The organism is Novosphingobium sp. Sphag1I, assembly GCF_056279125.1.
Genome location: NZ_JBWBQS010000003.1, coordinates 311711 through 335013, shown reverse-complemented (window position 1 = coordinate 335013; position 23303 = coordinate 311711). Strand labels below are relative to the sequence as shown.

Sequence of the window (23303 nt, the reverse complement as noted above, 5' to 3'; positions counted from 1 at the left end):
AATGATGGGGGCCTTGTTTCAGCGCGCGACGGACAATTCTAGTGGATTTGACCTAGTGGTTAACGCTTAAAGAATCATAAATTGCGGGTGCGTTGCACCGCGCCGGCGTGATCCGATCATCCTGTACCGGTTTTGCAACCGTGCATGCAGGAATCGAGTTTGAGTGCCGCAGAAATCGGCGTAAATCGGCGCTACCCCGATTTGGCCGCCGATCAGCGCTGAACGCTTAAGTCGGCTTCCTAGCATGGAGATTGTCATGAAGAACATGTGGGCTTTGGCTATTGCCGCGTCGCTGCTGTCTGGCGCGCCTGTGCAGGCCGCCGGGTCCGGTCTGGACTTTCATCTTTTTGAAAACAATTATGTCCGTTACGGATCACCCGATGCCGGATATGATGCCGTGCGCCGCGTTGTGCCGGTGGGTATGGATGCACAGAGCGGAAAGGACATGCTGCGTCAGGCGGGCGCCCATTGCGGCGCGATGCGCGATGGGCGGGTCGATTGCTTTTACCGCGAACGCATTTCGGTCGATGATGTCGTGGACACGATCGCCACCTGGGACGTTCAACTCAACCTTGCCAATGGCAAAGTGGCCGATGTCGCCATTGCGCGCAGCGTGGAACAGCGTTGATCACGGCGCAATGCCGATCAACGCGCATGGTGGCTGTCGCCGCCCGGACTGGTGAAATCAAAAATTGACAGGCCCGATGGGTCGCATGGCAATTCCAGCACCTCGCGATGGGCCAGCGTATGGGCGGCGTCCTCGTAACCGCTGCGCCAATGGTCCTCCATCGTCTGGCGGCTGAATTCATAGTCCTTGTAATCGCCCTCGTAATTGGGCGATTGATAGACCATCTGGACGATGTTGTAGCGGGCCGGATCGCTGCGTTCCATCAACAGCTTGCCTTCCGGGCTGGCCAATTGTTCGGGCGACATCGTCTCGGCCAGCTTGCGGAAGGCATTGCGCAATTCCTGCCTTTCGCGGAACATGTCGGTGGCGGCGCGGGTGCGGCTGGAATACTGGATTTCCTTCATGCGCGAGGCCACGCTGGCCATATCGCCGGGCAGATGGCCGCGCGCGCTCCACAAATCGACCTGAAACACCAGCGTGTCCAATCGCGAGTCCGATGACAGCACCCAATCGAGCGGCGTGTTCGATACCATGCCCCCGTCCCAATAGAATTCGCCATCAACCTCGACCGCCGGAAAACCGGGGGGCAACGCGCCCGATGCGACGATATGTTCGGGGCGGATGTCGCATTGGGCATTGTCGAAATATTTGAAATTGCCGGTGCGCACATTGACTGCGCCGACGCTGAAGCGTGTCTGGCGCGCATTGATGCGGTCAAAGTCGACAAGGCTTTCCAGCGTCGAATGCAAATGGCTGGTGTCATACCAACTGGTGGCTTCGGCCATGCCGTCGGGCTGGAAAAAGGGCGGGATCATGCGCGGGGTGAAAAATCCCGGCGCGCCCTGCATCAAGACCTGCGCCGCGGCCATCTGGTTGATGGCGCCGCGCAAATGCGGGTCCACCGCCAAATGCGACAGGCCCAATGTGGCCAGCCATGGCGCCCATGCGGTCGAACGGCCCGACACGCCTTCCCAGAACCGGCGCAATTGGCCCACGCGCTTTTCAGGGGCGTTGCCCGCGATGATGGCGCTGTTGATGGCGCCGATGGAAATGCCCGCGATCCATCCCGGCTCGATATCGCGCTCGGCCAATGCCTCATAAACGCCCGCCTGATACGCGCCCAGCGCCCCTCCGCCCTGCAGCAGCAGCGCCACCGTTTCAAAGGGCGTGCCATTACCGCGAGCATGGGTGACGGGGGCTTTCCAGCGGCGCATTTGGGACATGGCGTGCAGGCTCCTGTTGGTCGCCCCGGCAGGGTAGCCGAAGGCAAGCGGCAAATCAAAGCGCGAAGATCAATCCTTTATCGGCTGGGCCATGCCTGATGGATGGCGCCTGAACGGGGCAATTCGTCCCACCCCTGGCAAATTGGCGGCTGGACGGTTGACGCGGGCGCTTCACCGGATAGGGAAGGGCGATGACGCAAAAACCCTGTCCCAACTGGGTCAATTGGGCCATCGGGCGCATCGACGCGGATTATACGCGCAGCGCCGATACCCATCTGATCCCGGTGCCGCTGCCCGCTCTGCCGCATATCGCGATTTATCTGAAGGATGAATCGAGCCACCCGACGGGCAGCCTGAAGCATCGCCTTGCCCGTTCGCTGTTCCTCTATGCGCTGTGCAATGGCTGGATCGCGCAGGGGATGACGATTGTCGAGGCATCCTCCGGCTCAACGGCTGTGTCCGAGGCTTACTTTGCGCGGATGCTGGGCCTGCCCTTCATCGCGGTGGTGCCGCGCAGCACGGCGCCGGAAAAAATCGCCGCCATCGAGGCGCTGGGCGGGCAATGCCACAAGGTTGACGGCGCAGGCGCGGTTTACGGCGAGGCCTCGCGTTTGGCCGAGGAGTTGGGCGGCCATTACATGGATCAGTTCACCTATGCCGAACGTGCCACCGATTGGCGCGGCAACAACAATATCGCCGACAGCATTTTCAGCCAGATGGCGCGTGAACCCCATCCGATCCCGGCATGGATCGTGACCGGCGCGGGCACGGGCGGCACCTCGGCAACGATTGGCCGTTATGTCCATTATAACCGCCACGCCACACAGGTCTGCGTGGCCGATCCGGCGGCATCGGTGTTCCACCGCAATTGGCATGACGCCGCCGTCACCACCGCCGATGGCCCCACCAGCCGGATCGAAGGCATTGGCCGCCCTCGCGTCGAGCCCAGCTTTATCCGCAGCGTGATCGACCGGATGGAAGTGGTCGAGGACAAAGCCTCTATCGCCGCCGCGCGGGTTTTGTCCCGTTATCTGGGGCGTCGCGTGGGCGGGTCGACGGGCACCAATCTGGTGGCCATCGCCCGCATCGCCACGCAAATGGCCGATGCGGGGGAAAAAGGCTCGATCGTCTCGATCCTGTGCGATGCCGGCGAGCGTTATGGTTCCACCTATTACAACGATGAATGGCTGATTGCGCAGGGGCTTTTGGACGAGGCCGAGGAAGAACGCATGGCCGCCTTCCTTGCCAGCGGGCGTTACGCTTCCTAAATTGCCTGAACACAATTCTCATTTGCAGGATCCTATGTCGAACAATCCGCTGCTGGCCGCCGATGCTCTGCCCGATTTTGCCGCGATCCGGCCCGACCATGTCGTGCCCGCGGTCGAGGCTGCAATTGCCGCCCATGCCGAAGCGATGAAGGCTTTGGCGGCGCGGCCCGGCGATCCGGCGCTGCTGGCGGACAAGGATGCGGCGGACGTTGCCATATCGCGCGTCTGGGGGGTGGTCAGCCATCTGGTGATGGTGGCCACGAACCCGGAACTGCGTGAGGCGCATGGGCAGGCCCAACCCCTGATCGACGCGCATTTCAGCGCGGTGGGACAGGACAAGGCCCTGTATCAGGCGTTAAAGGCCATCGACCCGCAGGCTTTGCCGCAGGATCAGCGCCGCGCCCTGTCACTCGCGCTTCAGGATTTTGAAATGTCGGGCGTCGCGTTGGAAGGGCAGGCGGCGCAGGATTTCGTCGCCAACCGGATCGAGATGGGCCGCCTTTCGACCGAATTTTCCAATGCCGTGCTGGACGCGACCGAGGCGTGGACGCTGGAAATCACCGATGAAGCGTGCCTTGCCGGTATCCCCGAGGCCGATCGCGCGGGGATGCAGGCCGCCGCCCAGCGTGCGGGCAAGGAGGGCTGGCTGGTCACACTCCACGCGCCCAGCGTGATGGCGGTCCTGTCCCATGCCGAAGACCGCGCTTTGCGTGAAGAAGTCTATCGCGCATGGAACACCCGCGCATCGGACCAAGGTCCGAATGCGGGCCAGTTCGACAATGGCCCGCGCATTGCCGAAATCCTTTCGCGCCGCGGTCAGGCTGCATTGGCGCTGGGGTTTGAAGATCCGGTGGCGGTCTCGCTCTCGGCCAAGATGGCGCGGGATGGGGCAGAGGTTGACGAATTCCTCTCCAGCCTTGGCGCGGCGGCGCGGCATCAGGCGGCGCGTGATCTGGCCGCTCTGGCCGAATTTGCGAAGGCCGAACTGGGTATCGCGGACCTGCGCCCATGGGACGTCGGTTTCGCCAGTGAGCGGATGCGGCGCAAGCTGCACGATCTCGATACGTCCGAAATCCGCCGTCATTTGCCGCTACCCCGGGTGATGGAGGCTTTGTTCGGTCTGGTGCGCGAATTGTTTGGCGTCGAATTCCGCGCAGGCCAGGGCGTGCCGGTGTGGCATGATGATGTGCGCTATTTCACCCTGCATCGCGACGGGCAAGAGGTCGCCTCGCTCTATGCCGATTTCTTTGCGCGCGAGGGCAAGCGCGGCGGGGCATGGATGGATTCAGCCCGCCCGCGTCAGGGCGCGGTGACGCCGGTGGCCTATCTGGTGACGAATTTTGCGCCGCCGGTGGGCGATGGCCCGGCCTATATCACGCATAATGACATGGTGACGCTGTTCCACGAAATGGGCCACTGCCTGCATCACTTGCTGGGCGAGGTCGATTTGCCCAGTGTGGGCGGCATTGCCGGAGTGGAATGGGATGCGGTGGAACTGCCCAGCCAGTTTCTTGAGAATTTCGCATGGGAACCGGCCACTCTGAAGGCCGCCAGCGCGCATGAGGCAAGCGGTGAGCCTTTGTCGGATGCCATGATCGGGCGGATGCTGGGCGCGCGTAAATTCCTTGGCGCGATGGGATTGGTGCGTCAGGCCGAGTTTGCGCTGTTCGACCTGCGCCTGCACCGCGCGGCGGGCGGTGATAATGCGCCCGATTACCGCGACGTTCTGGCGCAGGTGCGCCGCGAAGTGGCCGTCATCGACTATCCCGAATGGCACCGTTTCCCCACCAGCTTCAGCCATATTTTCGCGGGCGGCTATGCTGCGGGCTATTATTCCTATCTCTGGGCCGAGCGCCTGTCGGCCGATGCCTATGCCGCGTTTGAGGAAGGCAATGCCACCCGCGCTGACCTTGGCGAACGGTTCCGGGCAGAGGTTTTGTCGCGTGGCGGAACGCGCCCTGCGATTGAAAACTTCACCGCCTTCCGCGGGCGTGAGCCGGAGAATGAGCCGCTGCTGGAAAGCTGGGGGATCGCGGCCTAAGGCATGAACCTGCCGCCGCATCTTTACGCCCTTGCCGATTATGCGCGTGAGGCGCAGGCGCGGATCGATCCGGCGGTCTGGGCCTGGCTTGAAGGGGCAAGCGGCGATGGCGCAGCGCGGCGGCGTGAGGAGGCAGGTTTTGCCGCCCATGCCATCCTGAACCGGCCCTTGTCGGATGTGCGCGGCGGGCATACGCGGCGGTATTTTCTGGGGCTGGATCTGGCGCATCCGGTGATGTTGTCGCCTTTGGGCTATCACCAACTGATGCATCCCGAAGGCGAATTGGCCACGGCGCGTGGTTGCCTTGACACACTCATGTGCGTTTCGACCATGGCCAGCCAGCCTGTCGAAGCCATCGCGCAGGTGGCCGCAGGGCCGCTGTGGTTTCAGCTTTATGTACAACCCCGGCGCGAAGACACGCTGACCCTGATCCGCCGTGCCGAGGGGGCGGGGGCCAAAGCGATTGTCGTGACGTTGGATACCGTGGCGCAACCGGCCAGTCCGCAGGCCATGCGCGCCGGATTTTCCATCCCGCCGGGGGTAGAGGCGGTGCATGTCGCCGGTTTTGCGCCCGCGTCCGTGGTTCGGGGCGATTGGTATAATCCGGCGCTCTCCACCCTGACCGCCGCCGCGCCGGGGTGGGATGATATGGCGTGGTTGAGGGATCAGACAGGCCTGCCTTTGTTGGCCAAGGGCGTGTCGCATGTCGATGATGCGGCGCGTTTGATGGCGTTGGGCTTTGACGGGGTTGTCCTGTCCACCCATGGCGGGCGGGCGTTGGAACAGGCGCCGCCGCCGTTGCGCCTGTTGGCCGCAATGCGACGGGCGTTGGGGCCGGATGCGGCGATCCTGATTGATGGTTCGGTTCGGACGGGGGCCGATGTGTTCAAGGCTCTGGCGCTGGGCGCGGATGCGGTGATGGTGGGGCGGCCCCAATTGCATGCGTTGGCCGTCGGGGGCAGTCTGGGCGTGGCCCATATGCTGAAAATTCTGCGCGAGGAATTGGAGTTGGCGATGGTGCTGGCGGGATGCGCGACATTGGAAGGCATCGGGCCGGATGCGTTGATTGGGGTGTAACGTGATGATCGTGATCGAAAAACTCTTTACCCCCGGTGAGGCGGCGGCGCTGCGTGAACGTTTGTTGTCCGCGCCATGGGCCGATGGCGGGGCGACGGCGGGCGACCGCGCGGTGCAGGTCAAGCAGAACCTTCAGGTGCCTATGGACGACCCGGTCGGGCAAGAGGTCGGGCGCGCCATCCTGCAACGTTTGGGCCAGCATCCGCAGTTTCTGTCGGCGGCCTTGCCGGTGACCATTCATCCGCCGCGTTTCAACCTTTACCGCGATGGCGGCCATTATGGCGCGCATGTCGATGGCGCGCTGATGCGTATGCCGGGCGAGGATCGTTTGCTGCGTACCGATCTTTCGGCCACGCTGTTCCTGAACGATCCGGCCGATTACGATGGCGGCGAATTGACCATCGAGGGCCAGTTCGGTGGCCAGAGCGTCAAACTGCCCGCCGGCGATATGGTGCTTTACCCTTCCTCCAGCCTGCACAAGGTGACGCCCGTCACGCGGGGCATGCGGATCGCCAGCTTCTTTTGGATGCAAAGCGCGGTCAAGGATGGCGAGGCGCGCACGATGCTTTATGACCTTGATCGCTCGATCCAGGCGCTTAGCCCGGGGCGGGGCAAGGATGACGGCGACATTGACCGCTTGATGCAGGTCTATCACAATCTCCTGCGCCGCTGGGCACAGATCTGATTCTTAAAGGCCTTTACGCCCATGACGAAATTTCCTGCCCATCTGTTTGCCGAACCCGAACCCGATGTCGATACGCTGGCCAATCTTGGCCCGCTGGCGCCGATGGCGGGCGTTTGGGAAGGCGTTAAGGGGCGCGACGTCAAACCGACCGAGGATGGCGCCGAAGAACAGACCTATATCGAGCGGATGACCATTCAGCCGATCGACCCCCAGATGAACGGGCCGCAATTGCTCTATGGCCTGCGCTATCACACCGCGATCACCAAGCCGGGTGAGGTCGAGATGTATCACGATCAGGTCGGCTACTGGCTGTGGGAACCGGCGACCGGGCGTATCCTGCATACGCTGACCATTCCGCGCGGGCAAACGGCGCTGGCCAAGGGCGAGGCGGCGGCGGACGCGACCACTTTTACCCTGACCGCGCAGCGGGGCAGCACCGAGAACGGCATTTCCTCGGCCATTTTCCTTGAGGAGAATTTCCGCACCGACAGTTTCTCGATCACCGTCACCGTCGATGGGCCGGATCAGTGGAGCTATGCCCAGACCACCATGCTGACGATCCGCGGGGTGGATGAACCGTTTGAACATACCGATCGCAACACATTGCATCGCGTGGGGCCGGCTGTGCCCAATCCCTTGGCGCGCGAAGAAGCGGCGGCCTGAGCGAGGCGTTCTGTTTTTTGCGACAGAGGGAGCGAAATTTTGCGCTTTATCGAACGCCCTGCGATCAGCATGGAGACATGACCGCACAGCGATAGGGGACGCGCGATGGATATCACCGAATGGCTCAATCTGGGGCTGCGCTGGCTGCATCTGATCACCGGCATCGCGTGGATCGGCTCGTCCTTCTATTTCGTCTGGCTCGACAATCACCTGAAACCGCCCAAGGAAGGCGAGGCTTCGGGCGAGGTATGGTCGGTCCATGGCGGCGGATTTTACCATAAACAGAAGTATCAGGTCGCCCCGTCCAAAATGCCGGACGAACTGCACTGGTTCAAATGGGAAGCCTATTTCACATGGGTCAGCGGCTTTTCGCTGCTGGTTCTGGTGTACTATGTCGGCGCGCGGGCTTTCCTGATCGACACGGCCAAGGCGGCGCTGGAACCGTGGCAGGCGGCGGGGATCGGCATCGGCGCGATTGTGCTGGGCTGGGTGGTGTATGACGGGCTTTGCCGCAGCGCGCTGGGCAAGAATAATCGCCTTTTGGGCATCATCTGGTACGCGTTTCTGGTGCTGATGGCCTATGCTCTCAACAGCGTGTTCAGCGCGCGCGGGGCCTATCTGCATATTGGCGCGATTGTCGGCACGGTGATGGCGGCCAATGTGTTCATGATTATCATCCCCGGACAGCGCAAAGTGGTGAACGCGCTGATCGCGGGAGCCGAGCCTGACCCGGCTCTGGGCGCGCGGGGCAAGCAGCGCTCGCTCCACAACAATTACATGACCTTGCCGGTGCTGTTCATCATGATCAGCCACCATTACCCGATGACCTTTGGCGCGGAGCGGCCCTGGCTGGTGCTGGCGTTGATGTCGGCGATGGGGGTGGCGATCCGCCATGTGTTCAACCTGCGCCACAAGGGGGCCGATCCGCGTGCAACCATGGCGGTGGCGGCGGCGCTGGGTCTGGTTACGATCACCTATGTCACGCTTGAAAAGTCGGGGGAGCAGCAGGCGGGCGGCGATCTGGCCTATGCCGATGTTCAGCCGATTTTGGCCAAACATTGCGTGACATGCCATGCGCCCCATCCGACCAATCCGGCCTTTGCCGCGCCGCCTCTGGGCGTGTTGCTGGATACGGGCGAACATGCCTCGGCGGCCGCGCCGCGCATCAAGAAGGTGGCGGTGGATGCACAGGTCATGCCTTTGGGCAATATGACCAATATGACCTTGGAAGAACGCCAGAAACTGGGCGCATGGATCGCCGCCGGGGCCAAACCGTAAGGGGCTATTTTACGCAGACTTTACGCCCATGGCCCGCCTTGCCCATGGCGATTTAATGCCCATTTGCATGATGCGTCAGGTTCCTATTCCCACAGGCGAACCGACGCATCATGTTGATGACCGCATCCCAAACCCATGATCATCCCGCCCCGGCACAGGGGCACCATGGACCATCCTCGCTCTGGGCGCTGACGATTGGCGCGATTGGCGTGGTCTATGGCGATATCGGCACCAGCCCGCTTTACGCCTTTCGCGAGGCGCTGGCCCAGACCGCGCAGGGCGGGATCGACCGGGGGGAAATCCTTGGCGTTCTGGCTCTGGCGCTATGGGCGCTGATTATCGTGGTGACGATGAAATATGTGCTGTTCCTCAGCCGGATGGACAATAATGGCGAAGGCGGCGTGCTTTCACTGATGGCTCTGGCGCGGCGGGCGACGGGGAGCAAATGGCTGATCGTCCTGTTGCTGGGCGCGACAGGGGCGGCGCTGTTCTATGGGGATGCGATCATCACGCCCGCGCTCTCGGTGCTTTCGGCCATCGAGGGGATGAAGACCGTTCCCGGTCTTGAAAGCATGAGCGAACCGGTGATCCTTGGCCTCTCGCTCACCATCCTGATCGGTCTTTTCGCGCTTCAGGCCCGCGGCACGGCCAGTGTGGCGGGCCTGTTCGGCCCGGTATGCGCGCTGTGGTTCATCGCGATCGGGGCCTTGGGACTGTGGCATATTTTTGAAGCGCCCGATGTCCTGTCCGCCTTTAACCCGATGTGGGCGGTCCGTTTCATGATGGGGCACGGCATCGCGGGCCTGTTCGTGCTGGGCGCGGTGTTCCTGACCGTGACGGGGGCCGAGGCGTTGATTGCCGACATGGGCCATTTCGGGCGTCGGCCGATCCAGCTGGGCTGGCTGACCTTTGTCTGGCCCGCCCTGACGCTCAATTATCTGGGGCAGGGGGCGCTGGCCCTGACCGCTCTGGCCAAGGCGCAGGCCGGTGGACAGTTGTTGCAGAATGCCGACTGGTTCTTTCTGATGGCGCCCGATTCTTTGCGCGCCCCGCTGGTGGTATTGGCCACGATGGCCACGATCATCGCCAGCCAGGCGGTCATCACCGGCGCCTATTCACTGACGCAGCAAGCCATTGCACTGGGCCTGATGCCACGCCTTGTCATCCGCCAGACCTCTGCGGCCCAGATCGGTCAGATCTATATGCCCGGCGTCAACTGGATGTTGCTTTTGGGCGTCATCTGCCTCGTCTTTGCCTTCCGTTCCAGCAGCGCGATGGCCGCGGCCTATGGCATTGCCGTGACGGGGACGATGGTGGTCACCACCTGCCTTGCCTTTATCATCGCGTGGAAATTCTGGGGCTGGAACCCGCTGGGCAGCGCCTTGTTGATCGCGCCCTTCCTTGCGCTCGACCTGTTCTTCTTTGGCGCCAACATTCTGCGCGTGGCCGAAGGCGGCTGGGTGCCTTTGCTGGTTGCGGGCATCATCGGCCTGATCATCTATACATGGCTGCGCGGGCGCAACGCCGCGCTTCAACGCGCCAGTGAGCAGGGCGTGGCGCTGGATGAACTGGTCAAGGCGCTGGCCGCGCGTTCGCCGATGATCGTGGAGGGCACCGCCGTTTTCCTGACGCAGGACGCCAGTGTTGCCCCTTCGGCGCTGTTGCATAATCTCAAGCATAACAAGGCGCTGCATCGCACCAACATCATGTTGACGGTGGAAATGCAGTCGACGCCCTATGTTCAACCGGAAAACCGCCTGTGCCTTGAGCGTTTGGACGAACGCTTCCTGCGGGCCAAGCTGCGCTATGGCTATATGGACAAAATCGACGTACCCAGCGATCTGGCGCGGGAAAAGGGGCTGCTCACCGGCACGGGCGGCACGTCCTTCTTCGTCGGGCGCAGCGCGATCCGGTTCGGCAGCCGCCCCTGTATGCCGCGCATCATGGTGCTGCTCTATCAATTCCTGCACCGCAATGCGTCCGACCCGACGGCCTTTTTCGCCATCCCCCCCAACCGAGTGGTCGAATTGGGCACACAGATCGAGCTTTGATCGCTATAGGTTGCCGCCATGTGGCGCGTTCTGACCTCTTATGCGGTCCCTTTGCTGGGCATTGCGCTGGTGACATGGATCACCAGCGCAATGCTTGACCAATGGGGGCTGGCCAGTGCGGCCCTGCTTTTCCTTTTGCCGGTGCTGCTGGGCGCGGCGCGGGGAGGGTTGGGGCCGGGGTTGGTGGCCGCGCTGGCCGGGGCGGGGGCGTATAATTTCTTCCTCCTGCCGCCGTATTTCAGTTTTCATGTCCATGGGCCGGACCATGCGGTTTCGGTGCTGGTGCTGGTCATTGTCGCGCTGGTCACCAGCCGCCTTGCCACCCGCCTGCGCGAACGTGAGGAGGAAGCCCTTGCCCGCGCCGGGGCCAGCGATGAACTGGCGCAGATTTCCGCGATACTGGCCAAGGGTAATCCGGGCGATGGGCTGAACAGGGCGCGCGAATTCGTGGCGCAGCACTATGGCCCGATGCGTTTCATGGTGGACGAAGGCGCGCAGGATGATCTCTCCTCGCTTGATCAGGCCGCCGCCGCATGGGCCATGCATAATGGTGACGCCACCGGCCATGGCACCGGCGTGATGGCGGCGGCGGAATGGAGCTTTTTGCCCATGTCGCCAAAGGGGCGCGGGACGCATCCGCTCATCGCCCTTGCCCGGCCGGAAGATGGCCGCACCCGCCCCTTGGCACAGATTGAACATTTGCAGCAGGTCGCGCGCCTGTTGGGGCAGGGCTGGGACCGCATCGCGCTGGAGGATGAACGCCGCGCGCGTGAGGCTCTGGCCGAGGGCGACCGTCTGCGCCGGACCTTTCTGGCCAGCATGGCGCATGATTTCCGCACGCCCCTGACGGTCATCACCGGGCAATTGGAGGCGCTGTCATCCCGATCCGACGAAGCGCGCGAAGCGCTGGCCGCCGCGCGCAGGCTGGAGCGGACGATGAGCGATCTGATGGCCGCGGCGCGCATCGAGGATGGTTCGCTGCGCCCGCAATGCGAAAGCCTCGACCTGATCGATGCGGCCGATGCGGCCTGTGGCGGGGTGGTGGTGCCGGCAGGGGTTTCCTTGGGCCATGCCATCCCGGCTGACCTGCCCTTCGTGCGTGCCGATGCGGTGCTGCTGCATCATGTGCTGCTCAATCTGATCGACAATGCGCTGCGCCATGCGGAATCGCGCGTCGAATTGGGCGGCGCGGTCCATGGTGGCGAGGTAGCCATCTGGGTCGATGATGACGGTCCGGGGGTCGCGCCAGAAGAGCGTTATCGGATCTTCGACCGTTTTGTCCGTATCGAAGGCGGCGACCGGACACAGGGCAGCGGTCTGGGTCTTGCCATCGTCAAGGGATTTGCCGAAGCGATGGACATGGCGGTCGGCGTGGAACAGGCCCCCTTGGGCGGGGCGCGATTTACTTTGCGAATGAAGGGCGTGGCATGAACCGGGTTCTGGTGGTGGATGATGAACCGGCGATCCTGCGCCTGCTGGGCGCGGTTTTGGGGCGCGGGGGTTATGAGGCGGTTGGCGCCCCCACGGCATCGGCGGCCTTGGCGCAAGTGCGGCACGGGGGATTGGCGGCGGCGGTGCTGGATCTGGGCCTGCCCGATCGCGACGGATTGGAATTGATCCCGATGTTGCGCGGGGCGGGGGTGCCGGTCATCGTCCTTTCGGCGCGTGATGATGTGGGGGAAAAGGTGGCTGCGCTTGACCTTGGCGCGTCCGACTATGTCACCAAACCCTTTGACGGCGAGGAATTGCTGGCCCGTCTTCGCGTGGCCTTGCGTCAGGCTGGCACTGTGGCGGCGCATGAAGTGCTGTCCTATGGCCCGATCCGCATCGACACCGCCCGGCACGAGGCCAGCGTGGATGGCCGCCTGCTCCCCCTGCCGCCCAAGGAGTTCGCCGTGCTTCAGGCTTTGGTCGAGGCGGGCGGGCGGATATTGACCCATGCGGCCTTGCTGGAAAAAGTATGGGGCCGCGCGCATGTCGAGGATGTCGAATATCTGCGCGTTGCTATCCGCGCGCTGCGGTTGAAAATCGAGGCCGACCCGGCCCATCCGCGCCTCATCCGCAACGAACCGGGCATCGGCTATCGCTTGATGGAGGCTTAAGGCCGCATCCAGTCTTGACCACCTGCCCGCCTTCTGTGCAGGGCCGGGGGTATGTCTGGCCATCCCAAACTCTATCACCGCGCCGATATTGACGGATTGCGCGCGATCAGCGTTGCGGTCGTCGTCGCCTTTCACGCATGGTGGCGGCAGGGCTTTGGCGGCTTTGTCGGGGTGGACATCTTCTTTGTCATCTCCGGCTATCTGATTTCGGGCGCGATTTTTGATGATGTGCGTGCGGGGCGGTTCTCGCTTCGTGCGTTTTACGGGCGACGGGTGCGGCGAATCTATCCTGCGCTGATTACGGTGCTGCTGACCACTTTTGCGGTTGGCTGGGTGCAATTGTTCGATGAACGCTTTCAACAATTGGGCGCGCATCTGGCCGGGGCGGCGGTTTTTGCCTCCAACCTCGTTCTTTATGCCGAAAGCGGCTATTTCGACGCGGCTTCGGACGCCAAACCCTTGCTCCATCTCTGGAGCCTTGGGGTAGAGGAGCAGTTCTATATCCTCTGGCCCCTGGCAGTGATGGGGGCTTGGCGGTTTTGGGGGCGACGGGGTGTCGTGTGGGCACTGGTTCTGGGTTTTGTCGCCAGTATTGCGCATGAGCAATTCCTGATGCGGATCGACACATCAGCGGCCTTCTACATCCCGACGGCGCGTTTCTGGGAAATGCTGGCCGGGGCCGCTCTGGCTTTGGCCGAGCGGCGGACCGCCTTGCCCATGCCCAAACAGATGGGCGACGGGCTCAGCCTGATCGGCTTTGCGCTGCTGCTGGGCAGTTTCCACTTTATCGTCGAGGGGCAGACGCCTTTCCCCGGATGGGCGGCGATGGCGCCGGTGGGCGGGGCGGTGCTGCTGCTGGCGGCGGGGCCAAAGGCGCTGATCAACGCCCGCATGCTCAGCATCAGGCCGATGCGCTGGCTGGGTCAGATTTCCTATCCGCTCTATCTCTGGCACTGGCCGATATTGGTGATCGCGCGGACATCGGGCTGGGTTGATGGATATGCGATGCTGGCCTGTGTCGCGCTGGCGGTGGTGCTGGCATGGGCGACGGCGCGCTGGATTGAACCGCCGCTGCGTTATGGCGGGGCGGGCGGGGCCAAGATCAGGGGCTTGCTGGCGGCGATGGCTGTGCTGGGCCTGTCGGGGCTGCTGGTGGCGCTGGCCCATCTTCCTTCGGCCACCCATGCGCGGGTGGAGCCTTTGACGCGCCAGATCGGATGGACCATCCCGGTGGGCAGCGAGGAACAGGGGCGCGCCTGCGCAGCCCTGATGCCGGGGCGCGGGGCGTTGGTTCCGGGGCTGGCGGGCAATGATTTCTGTTATTTGCAACATAGCGGCGCCCCCGATGTCGCGCTGGTGGGGGATTCGCTCAACCTCAGCCTGTTTCCCGGTCTGGCGTCTTATTCCGACATCAACGTGCTGGTCGCCTCGGCCAGCGAGGCCGCGCCCTTTTACGACACGACCACGACCGAGAGTTTCGACCGAACCCGGCTCAACAATTGGAAATTGACCAATCAGGCGCTGGATTATGCCGTCGCCACGCCGTCGATCCGGGTGGTGGTGCTGTCTTATGCCAATGGCGATCAATTGCTGCGCGCCTCTTCATCGCATGACATGACCGACCGCGCCGATCCCACACCCGCATCGCCAGAGCTGCGGCTGGAGCGCGCCATGCGTCGCACGCTGACGCGGCTGACGTCGGCGGGCAAGGGGGTGATCATCGCCTTGCCCAACCGGCGCATGGGGTTTGATCCGGGCGATTGTCTGACCGACCTGCGCCCGTTCCATGGCGCGGCCTATCGCCACCCCTGCGGCGAACCGCGTGGTGGCGGGTTGGAGCGGGGGCAGCATGCCTATGCTGCGCAGGTGCGCAAGGTGGCGGCGGAATTTCCGGGCGTGGCCGTGGTCGATCTGGCCGCGCCTTTGTGCGATGCGCGCCTGTGTTATGCCATGCGCGATGGCCAGATGTATTACCGCGACCGCCTGCACCTCTCGCAGGCTGGATCGCGGGCCGTGGCGCCGGTTCTGCATGATGCGATCAAGGCGATGCTGGCGCGCTAAACCGCTTGCCCGCGCGATGTTTCGATATACATAGCGATATTGAAAGGGGCGCATCCGTTGAGTGTTCGCATGTTTGGAAAGGCGTTGTGCTTCGCTATGGCGCTGTCGGGCGCGACGGCCATGGCGCAACCCGTGCGCGGGCCGGTGGTTCTGGCGGCGGCGAGCCTTCAGGAATCGCTCAATGCCGCCGCCGATACATGGGCGGCGCAGGGGCATCCGCGCCCGGTGCTGTCCTTTGCCTCCTCCTCGGCCCTTGCGCGGCAGATTGAGAATGGCGCGCCCGCCGATCTGTTCCTGTCGGCGGATGAAGAATGGATGGATCATGTCGGCCAAGCCCCCGGTCGCCCCGGCGGCTGGATAAAGCCGGGCACTCGGATCAGCCTGTTGACCAATTCTCTGGCGTTGATCGCGCCTGCGTCCAGCAAGATCCGTTTGACCATCGCCCCCGGCTTTCGGCTAACCCCGGCGCTGGGGTCGAACGGGCGGCTGGCCATGGGACAGGTGACATCGGTTCCGGCGGGCAAATATGGGCGTGATGCGCTGATCGCCCTTCGCGTATGGCCCAGTGTGCAGGCGCGCGTCGCGGGCGCCGACAGCGTGCGTTCGGCCATGGCGCTGGTTTCGCGGGGAGAAGCGCCGCTGGGCATCGTGTATGCCACGGATGCGCGGGCCGACAAACGGGTGCGCGTGGTGGGAATTTTTCCGACCAATTCGCACAAGCCCATCGTTTATCCTCTGGCCCGTTTGGCAACCTCGACCAATCCCGATGCCGAAGGGTTCCGCCGCTTCCTTGCCTCGGCGCAGGGCAAGGCGATATTTCGCGCCTATGGCTTTGGCACCAAATAGCATCAGCCCCGAGGAATGGGGCATCATCTGGCTCTCGCTCAAGGTCAGCATGGCCGCGATGGTGGTCACGCTGCCGATTGGCTTTGCGTTGGCTTGGGCGCTGGCGCGGGGGCGGTTTCCGGGCAAGGTGTTGCTGGACGGGGTGGTGCATCTGCCGCTGGTCCTGCCGCCGGTGGTGACGGGATGGCTGCTGCTGCTGACCTTTGGCGGACAGGGGGTGGCGGGGCGCTGGCTGGAGGCGATGGGCATGCCGGTCATGTTCCGCTGGACCGGGGCGGCGCTGGCGGCATCGGTCATGGCGCTGCCGTTGATGGTGCGGGCGATCCGCCTGTCGCTGGAAAGCGTGGACCGCAGGCTGGAGGCCGCGGCCCGGACGCTGGGCGCATCGCGGGCGCGGGTGTTTGCGACGATCACCTTGCCGCTGGCCCTGCCCGGCGTGCTGGCGGGCATGGTGCTGGGTTTTGCGCGCAGCCTTGGTGAATTTGGCGCGACGATCACCTTTGTCTCGAACATTCCGGGCGAGACACAGACCTTGCCGCTGGCGATCTATTCCGCACTGCAAGTGCCGGGGCAGGAGGGGGTTGTGACGCGACTGGCGCTGATTTCGGTGGGCCTGTCGCTTCTGGCGCTGGTGGCGTCGGAATTGCTGACGCGGCGGATGGGGGCGCGTGGCCATGTCCTTTGATGTCGATGTCGCCATCACGCGTGGCCAAACGCGGATCGCCGCGCAATTCGTCGCCGGGCCGGGGATTACGGCGCTGTTCGGCCGGTCCGGGGCGGGCAAGACCAGCGTGCTGGACATGATCGCAGGGCTGGCGCGGCCTGATCGCGGGCGGATTGCAGTGGGCGGGCGCGTGTTGTTCGACGCCGACGAAGGCATCCATCTGCCGCCGGAGGCGCGCGGATGCGGCTATGTGTTTCAGGACTACCGCCTGTTTCCGCATATGAGCGTCGAGGGCAATTTGCGCTATGGCTGGCGATTGGCCGCACCCGATGCGCGATGGATCGGGTTTGAGGCGGTGGTCGAATTTCTGGGCCTTGGCCGCCTGCTGGCGCGCCGACCCCGGCAATTGTCCGGGGGGGAGGCGCAGCGTGTGGCGATTGGCCGCGCTTTATTGTCGGGCGCGAGGTTTCTGCTGATGGATGAACCGCTCTCCTCGCTCGACGCGGCGCGGCGCGAAGAGATCATGCGCGTGATCGAGCGAATCCGCGATGAACTGGCCCTGCCGATCCTCTATGTCAGCCATGACAGGCGGGAGGTCGAGCGATTGGCGGGCCAGATCGTCGAGATGGACTGACCCTTTACTTTCCCGCGACCGACAGGACCGAGAGCGTCAGCGCCTGAACCCCGGCGCGGATCGACGGCCCGGCCAAAGGCGCAAAGAAGGGCGAGTGGTTGACCGGTACCGGCTTTCCTTCCGCCTTCAGCTTTTCCAGCATGGCCGGATCGCTGCCGCCGATGGAAAAGAACACCGATTTGGGAATGCCCGCCAGCACGAATTCGGAATAATCCTCGCTGGCCGTCCATCCGGGCTTATACGCCGGCTCCAGCCGGACCGCGCCGGGAAGGCCAGCTTTGGACAGGACAGCATAGGTGCTGGCGGCAAGGGCGTCATCATTGACCACGCTGGGCAAGCCGTGGCGGCGGATCACTTCGGGTGCGGGGGCGCGCGACATTTCGGCCACCGCCTTGGCGGTGATATCGACGCCATCGTTCAGCAATTTGCGCGTGTCCGGGTCGAAGGAACGCAAGGACAGGCCCAATTCCGCCGTGTCGGGAATGATGTTCGACACCGTGCCCGACCGGAAATAGCCCACCGTCACCACGCCGAATTTCTGGGGGTCTTTCTGGCGGCTGATGACGGTTTGGACATCCGAAACAAAGCGGGCGCCCATGACGATGGGGTCGATGCTCATGTTGGGCATGGAGCCATGCGCGCCTTGGCCGTGAAAGATCACGCGGACCGAATCGGAATTGGACGTGGCGACGCCCTGCTTGACCTCGATATCGCCCGCCCGCGCCGGGCCGACATGGGCGGCAAAGGCATAGTCGGGCTTGGGGAAACGGGTCAGAAGGCCGTCGTCGAGCATGGCCCGCGCGCCTTCGCCAATTTCTTCCGAAGGCTGGCCGATCATGATCAGCGTGCCTTTCCACTGATTCTTCATCGCCACCAGCGCCTGCGCCGTGCCCAGCCACCATGCCATGTGAATGTCATGGCCGCAGGCGTGCATGACATAGGTCGTCTTGCCCGAGGCGTCGGTTTGCTGCGCCTTGCTGGCCCAGGCAAGGCCGGTCTTTTCCTCCATGGGCAGCGCGTCCATTTCCACGCGGACCATCACCACCGGGCCGGGGCCGTTCTTCAACACGCCGACAAGGCCGGTCTTGCCCACATGCTCTGTCACCTCAAAACCCAGTTTGCGCAGCTTCTCGCTCAGGATCCCGGCGGTGCGGACCTCTGTAAAGCCGACTTCGGGATGGCTATGCAGATCCTTGTAAAGCGCTTCGAGTTCGGCCCAGTTCTTGCTGGTCTGCGCCTCGATCTGGGCCGATGTGCCCGGTTTGACGGGGGCGGCATGGACGGCCATGCCCGACAGCAACATGGGCAGGCTCAGCAACAGGGCGCGGCGCATCGGTGTCTCCTTGAAATTTCTGGCGCGGATAAGGCTTTACTGGCACCCCTTCGTCAAGGCGCGTATTGCGCATTGGTTGGGACGCGTCAGGAAAGGCGCGCATTCACGGTCGCGGGAAGAGAAGCCAGATGGCAGTCAGCGTTTTCGAATTGTTCAAGATCGGCGTGGGGCCATCCTCCAGCCATACGATGGGGCCGATGACGGCGGCCTGCCGCTTTGTTGCGGCGCTGGGCGATGGGATGGCGCGTGTGGCGCGGGTCGAGGTGTCGCTTTACGCCAGCCTTGCGCTGACCGGGCGGGGCCATGCGACCGATACGGCGACAATCGTGGGCCTGCACGGCATCGCGCCCGAAGACGCCGATCCCGACGAGGCGGTGGCGTTGATTGAACAGGTGCGCTCCAGTGGCCGCCTGATGCTGGGCGGGCGACAGGATATTGCCTTTGACGAACGCGGCGACATTCTGTGGCTGGGGCGCGAAAGCCTGCCGTTTCATCCCAATGGCATCCGCTTTGCCGCCTTTGATGCGGATGGACAGGAGGTTCTGACCCGCACCTATTTCTCCATCGGCGGCGGCTTTGTTGTGGACGAGGATCAGACCACGGCCAATGCCCCGGCGGAGGATCATGACGAACCCTATCCTTTCACCACGGCGGTCGAATTGCTGGAGATGGCGCAGCGTGACGGGTTGACCATCGCGGGACTGGCACTGGCCAATGAGGATGCGCGGCGGCCCCGCGTGGAAACCGAGGCGGGCATTGCGCGCATCGCCGCGGCCATGGACGCTTGTATCGAACGCGGCATGAGCCAGCGGGGCGAATTGCCCGGCGGGTTAAAGGTGCAACGCCGCGCGGCCCATTTGCGCGAACGTTTCTATGCCCGGATCGAGCGGGTTTTGTCCGATCCTCTGGCCACGCTCGATCTGGTCAACCTCTGGGCTATTGCGGTCAATGAGGAGAATGCGGCGGGCGGCAAGGTGGTGACATCGCCCACCAATGGTGCGGCGGGGATCATCCCGGCGGTGCTGCGCTATGCCGAGCGTTATCACGGGGCCGATGACGGGGCCAAGGCAACCTTCCTTTTGACGGCCACGGCAATTGGCGGGTTGTACAAACGCAACGCCAGCATTTCCGCCGCCGAGGTCGGGTGTCAGGGCGAGGTCGGGGTGGCCTGTTCGATGGCGGCGGCGGGGCTGACCGCGATCATGGGCGGCACCAATGCCCAGATCGAGAATGCCGCCGAAATCGCCATGGAACATAATCTGGGCCTGACCTGTGACCCCATCGGCGGACTGGTCCAGATCCCCTGTATCGAGCGTAACGCCATGGGCGCGGTCAAGGCCATCGATGCGGCGCGTCTGGCGCTGGGCGGGGATGGGACTCATCTGGTCAGTCTGGATCAGGTGATCGAAACCATGCGCCGCACCGGGGCCGATATGATGAGCCAGTATAAGGAAACCTCGCTTGGCGGGCTTGCGGTTTGCGTTCCGGCTTGCTGATCGCTCAGGCTGTGGATTTGCGACAAAATCGCGCTTGCCTATAGCCATCGAGTATCTATCAACACGCGCCACGGGTTCGCAGGAGATTTTGTCCATGAAAAGATTGGTGTTGGCGGTTCTGGCATTGCTGGCGGTGGCCGCGCCTGCCGAGGCCCGGCATCATAAAGCCCAGCCCAAGGCCACGCATCACGCGGCCAAGGTGGTCAAGGGCAAGAAGAAGCCGGTGGCTCATGTGGCCAAGGCGCATTCGGGCAAGGCGGAAAAGCTGAGCCGGGGCAAGAAGGGCAAGGTCGAAGCCAGGAAATTGAGCCGCGCGGAAAAGCGTGCGCTGGCCCGTGCCGAAAAGCGGGGCAAGAAGCCTGAAGCCAAGCTGACGCGGGCGCAGAAGCGCGCCCTTGCGCGCAGCGGCGGCAAGCCCAAGGTTGAGGCGAAGCTGAGCCGTGCGGAAAGGCGCGCGCTGGCTCGGGCCGAGAAGAAGGGGAAAAAGGGCAAGCTGACGCGGGCGGAAAAGCGGGCTCTGGCCAAGGCGGAAAAGGCCAAGGCGGCGCCGGTTTCCAAGCATCGTATGACCCGCGCCGAACGGCGTGCAGCGGCACGCAAGTCGCGTGGTTCTTCACGCTACGCCTCGCGTCGTTCGACCTCGCGCCACAGTTCGTCGCGTCAGGCGTCGCGCGCCCCCTATGTGCCGCCGCATTACACCGCCCCAGCCCCGGTTTCGAGCGGGCCGAGCAGCGGTTTCAACGCGGCCTTTCGGGACATCCACCCCAACGGCCAGTAAGCGTTTGAACATAGCGTAAAAGGAAAGGGCGCCCAAACCGGCGCCCTTTTTATTGTCCGATATGTGCCGCCCAATCCGACGGCGGGGCCGGAAACGCATGCACCACCGGGCCAAGCGCATCGCGCAAAGGCCCCAGCCATGCGTCATAGTTCAGCCATTGCTCCAACCCGTCGCGATAGATGGGCTGGCGTACCTGCTCGCTGCTGGCGGTGCGGACGGCGCGCTTGTTTTCCCAGAAGGAGAGGCAGGCTTCCTCAAAATCCACCCCGACATAGGCGAGCAGGCGGGTCACTTCGGCCTGTGTATCGGCCACCATTTCTTCATAGATCACGCGGTGGACAGCGCCGGGCATTTCCTGATCAAAGGCCGTCATCTGCGCCACATAGTCGCGGTAATAGGCACCAATATCGGCCAGATCATAGGAAAACGCCTGGCCGCGCGCGAAATGTTGTTTCCATCCCGAAAAACAGCAGGCCATAGGATGACGGCGCGCATCAATGACCTTCGCCTTGGGCAGGATCAGGCGGATGAGGCCGGTATTCTGCCAGTTGTTGGGCAATTTATCGATGAACATCGGCCGGTCGGTCTGGCGATGCACCCGCGTCAGGTCGATATATTCCTCACCCAGCCTTGTCCGGTCGGCGGGGGACAGCGAGCGCAGCAAATCGCCATAGGAGGCAAATTCACCTTGGTCGGCGCGCGCCTTCAACCGGCCCGCAATCATCATCATTTCGGGCAATTCGTGGGTGCCCTCGATCATTGAATGGCTCGAGAGGATCTGTTCCACCAGCGTCGAACCCGAGCGAGGCAGGCCAAGGATGAAGATCGGATCGGGTGCCATACAGCCTCCATCTCCATCGCGGGCGGCATAGAATGGCGCGGTAAAGGCGGCGGCGTGTTCGACCGCTGCGTCATGCGTACCCTTTGCATTATAGGGCAATTCGGCGCGGCGCAGGGCGTTGGCGGTCTGGTAATGCCGGAACGAGGCGGCGTAATCGCCCGCATCCTCCAAGGCCTTGCCCAAGGCAAAGTGCAGGTGGAACAGATCCTCGCCGGTCGGGCCGCTGGCAATCGCAGCCTCCATCGCGGCGCGGTCTTCTGCGGTGAATTTGACCGTCTTCAAATTAGCCAACGACCACCATGCCTCGCCCATCGTGGCGGTGACGGCGATGGCGCGGCGATAGGCGTCGACGGCGGCGGGCTGATCGCCCAGCGTTTTGCGCACATGGCCCAGATTTTGCCAGACATGGGCATTGTCGGGTGTTTCCAGCAAGAGTGCGTCATAGATCGCGCCCGCGCCTTCCTGATCGCCCAGACGCACCAGCACCGAGGCTTTGAGCAGGCGGTGGCCGGGGCTTTGCATCGGGGATTGGCATAGGAGTTCAACCTGATCCTTCGCCTCATTCAAACGGTTCGTTTGCAGCAAAAGGCGGATCAGAAAGTCGCGGGCCAGATCGAAACCGGGCGCCATGGCCAAGGCTTTTTCCACCCAATCCATCGCGGCGGTCAAATCGCCCTGACGCCACAGGATCTCACCGATCAAACGTGTCGCGCTGGCGTCTTCAGGCAGGCGTTCAAGCCGCGCCATCAACATGGCCTGCGCCTCATCAAACCTGCCTTCGTTCATGGCCACGGCGGCCTTGATCAGTTCGGGATCAGAGGATGAGGCGTGGATGGCCGAGAGGTCGGCGCGCCAGGCTTTTTCCGTTTCCCCGATCTTGCGCAATTCCCGCGCCAGCAGATACCAGCCGCTGGCCACTTGCGGTTGTTGCCGGGTCAGCGTTTCGAGCGCGGCTACCGCTTTCCTGTTTTCCCCCAGCGCGCCGGCCGATTGGGCCAGTTCCCACAGGATGGGCGGCACGCCCGGTTGGCCGCGATCCAAAGCGATCAGGCGGGTGAGGGCCAATTGTTCCTTGCCCAATTGACGCAGCGCCTGACACGCGATCAATTCGGCAGGGGGCAGTTTTCCATCATAGGACTTGAGAAGGGCCTCCGCTTTGGCCAGCGCCTGGGCCGGATCGGTGCCCAGCAAGCTTGCAGCATCGGCCAGCGCCGGTCCCGGTATATTGCGGGCAACGGGTCGAGCAGCGATGGTCCCTGCAGCCATGGACGTCCTTTCAACGGGCCATTTCGGACCCACGTTCAAGGCGATGTTGTCGCGCGCTGCACCTGCGTAATCATATACGTCAGACGACGTAACCCCTCGGGACATCTTGCGCAGTTTGCGCCCTTGACTCGCCAAGTACCTATGACATTCTTCGAAACCGGACGACCGTACTAATTGCTGCATATGCGTCAGGGGCACCAACCGCAGTTGCAGCATTCAGGTCGCCATGGGGTCCAATGACGTTTTCGGCATCGGGTGGATGCATCGGTTCAAACCATGTTTGGGCCGGGTGATCCTGCTTGTCTGGCGCAATCGCCGGGACCTTTTGGCGTGTCCGCAAAACGCGTGAGTTTTGGAAATCGCGGGCG

General features: G+C 63.4%; 19 protein-coding genes. 16 read left to right on the top strand and 3 right to left on the bottom strand.

Annotation, left to right across the window (positions count from 1 at the left end; all coding sequences use genetic code 11):
- Nucleotides 1-256 precede the first annotated feature (256 nt).
- Complete coding sequence (locus tag ACZ9HU_RS05090; RefSeq protein ID WP_476103031.1) at nucleotides 257-628, top strand: hypothetical protein; 372 nt, start codon at nucleotides 257-259, stop codon at nucleotides 626-628.
- A gap of 17 nt (nucleotides 629-645) precedes the next feature.
- Here ACZ9HU_RS05090 and ACZ9HU_RS05085 read toward each other — a convergent pair whose 3' ends face one another.
- Nucleotides 646-1851 carry a patatin-like phospholipase family protein gene (locus ACZ9HU_RS05085; RefSeq protein WP_476103029.1) on the bottom strand — a complete coding sequence of 402 codons (1206 nt, stop codon included), beginning with the start codon at nucleotides 1849-1851 and terminating at the stop codon, nucleotides 646-648.
- Between the two features lie 191 nt (nucleotides 1852-2042).
- Here ACZ9HU_RS05085 and ACZ9HU_RS05080 point away from each other — a divergent pair, with 191 nt between their 5' ends.
- The 13 genes from ACZ9HU_RS05080 (at nucleotide 2043) to ACZ9HU_RS05020 (ending at nucleotide 17221) form a co-directional block, all read left to right on the top strand.
- On the top strand, nucleotides 2043-3119 hold the full coding sequence (locus tag ACZ9HU_RS05080; RefSeq protein ID WP_476103027.1) for a PLP-dependent cysteine synthase family protein: 1077 nt from the start codon (nucleotides 2043-2045) through the stop codon (nucleotides 3117-3119).
- A gap of 34 nt (nucleotides 3120-3153) precedes the next feature.
- Nucleotides 3154-5160 (top strand): M3 family metallopeptidase, encoded by a 2007-nt coding sequence (locus tag ACZ9HU_RS05075; protein WP_476103025.1) that lies wholly within the window; start codon nucleotides 3154-3156, stop codon nucleotides 5158-5160.
- Between the two features lie 3 nt (nucleotides 5161-5163).
- Nucleotides 5164-6237, top strand: coding sequence for an alpha-hydroxy acid oxidase (locus ACZ9HU_RS05070; RefSeq protein ID WP_476103023.1), 1074 nt, complete (start codon nucleotides 5164-5166; stop codon nucleotides 6235-6237).
- A 1-nt stretch (nucleotide 6238) separates the two neighbouring features.
- The gene (locus ACZ9HU_RS05065; protein WP_476103021.1) at nucleotides 6239-6922 is read left to right on the top strand and encodes a Fe2+-dependent dioxygenase; all 684 of its coding nucleotides are present in this window, start codon (nucleotides 6239-6241) and stop codon (nucleotides 6920-6922) included.
- Nucleotides 6923-6943: 21 nt separating this feature from the next.
- Nucleotides 6944-7585 (top strand): FABP family protein, encoded by a 642-nt coding sequence (locus ACZ9HU_RS05060; RefSeq protein ID WP_476103019.1) that lies wholly within the window; start codon nucleotides 6944-6946, stop codon nucleotides 7583-7585.
- A 105-nt stretch (nucleotides 7586-7690) separates the two neighbouring features.
- Nucleotides 7691-8863, top strand: a complete 1173-nt coding sequence (locus ACZ9HU_RS05055) for a urate hydroxylase PuuD (RefSeq protein ID WP_476103017.1) — start codon at nucleotides 7691-7693, stop codon at nucleotides 8861-8863.
- A gap of 116 nt (nucleotides 8864-8979) precedes the next feature.
- On the top strand, nucleotides 8980-10914 hold the full coding sequence (locus ACZ9HU_RS05050) for a potassium transporter Kup (RefSeq protein ID WP_476103014.1): 1935 nt from the start codon (nucleotides 8980-8982) through the stop codon (nucleotides 10912-10914).
- Between the two features lie 18 nt (nucleotides 10915-10932).
- Nucleotides 10933-12345: a sensor histidine kinase gene (locus ACZ9HU_RS05045; protein WP_476103012.1), complete on the top strand. Its 1413-nt coding sequence runs from the start codon at nucleotides 10933-10935 to the stop codon at nucleotides 12343-12345.
- Nucleotides 12342-13016 carry a response regulator transcription factor gene (locus ACZ9HU_RS05040; protein ID WP_476103010.1) on the top strand — a complete coding sequence of 225 codons (675 nt, stop codon included), beginning with the start codon at nucleotides 12342-12344 and terminating at the stop codon, nucleotides 13014-13016. Before ACZ9HU_RS05045 ends, ACZ9HU_RS05040 begins: the two co-directional genes overlap by 4 nt.
- Nucleotides 13017-13067: 51 nt before the next feature.
- Nucleotides 13068-15077, top strand: coding sequence for an acyltransferase family protein (locus ACZ9HU_RS05035; RefSeq protein ID WP_476103008.1), 2010 nt, complete (start codon nucleotides 13068-13070; stop codon nucleotides 15075-15077).
- A 69-nt stretch (nucleotides 15078-15146) separates the two neighbouring features.
- A complete protein-coding gene (gene modA / locus ACZ9HU_RS05030; RefSeq protein WP_476103073.1) occupies nucleotides 15147-15923 on the top strand; it encodes a molybdate ABC transporter substrate-binding protein in 777 nt (258 codons plus the stop codon).
- Nucleotides 15904-16608, top strand: coding sequence for a molybdate ABC transporter permease subunit (gene modB, locus ACZ9HU_RS05025; protein ID WP_476103006.1), 705 nt, complete (start codon nucleotides 15904-15906; stop codon nucleotides 16606-16608). Before modA ends, modB begins: the two co-directional genes overlap by 20 nt.
- Nucleotides 16598-17221 carry a molybdenum ABC transporter ATP-binding protein gene (locus ACZ9HU_RS05020; protein ID WP_476103004.1) on the top strand — a complete coding sequence of 208 codons (624 nt, stop codon included), beginning with the start codon at nucleotides 16598-16600 and terminating at the stop codon, nucleotides 17219-17221. The genes modB and ACZ9HU_RS05020 overlap by 11 nt, the downstream gene beginning before the upstream one ends.
- Before the next feature lie 4 nt (nucleotides 17222-17225).
- On the opposite strand, the gene ACZ9HU_RS05015 is transcribed toward ACZ9HU_RS05020, so the two are convergent.
- Complete coding sequence (locus ACZ9HU_RS05015; protein ID WP_476103002.1) at nucleotides 17226-18554, bottom strand: amidohydrolase; 1329 nt, start codon at nucleotides 18552-18554, stop codon at nucleotides 17226-17228.
- Between the two features lie 128 nt (nucleotides 18555-18682).
- Here ACZ9HU_RS05015 and ACZ9HU_RS05010 point away from each other — a divergent pair, with 128 nt between their 5' ends.
- Both ACZ9HU_RS05010 and ACZ9HU_RS05005 read left to right on the top strand, forming a co-directional pair.
- Complete coding sequence (locus ACZ9HU_RS05010) at nucleotides 18683-20050, top strand: L-serine ammonia-lyase (protein WP_476103000.1); 1368 nt, start codon at nucleotides 18683-18685, stop codon at nucleotides 20048-20050.
- A 94-nt stretch (nucleotides 20051-20144) separates the two neighbouring features.
- Nucleotides 20145-20828: a hypothetical protein gene (locus tag ACZ9HU_RS05005; RefSeq protein ID WP_476102998.1), complete on the top strand. Its 684-nt coding sequence runs from the start codon at nucleotides 20145-20147 to the stop codon at nucleotides 20826-20828.
- Nucleotides 20829-20877: 49 nt separating this feature from the next.
- On the opposite strand, the gene ACZ9HU_RS05000 is transcribed toward ACZ9HU_RS05005, so the two are convergent.
- The gene (locus tag ACZ9HU_RS05000) at nucleotides 20878-22935 is read right to left on the bottom strand and encodes a tetratricopeptide repeat-containing sulfotransferase family protein (RefSeq protein ID WP_476102996.1); all 2058 of its coding nucleotides are present in this window, start codon (nucleotides 22933-22935) and stop codon (nucleotides 20878-20880) included.
- Nucleotides 22936-23303: the final 368 nt, after the last annotated feature.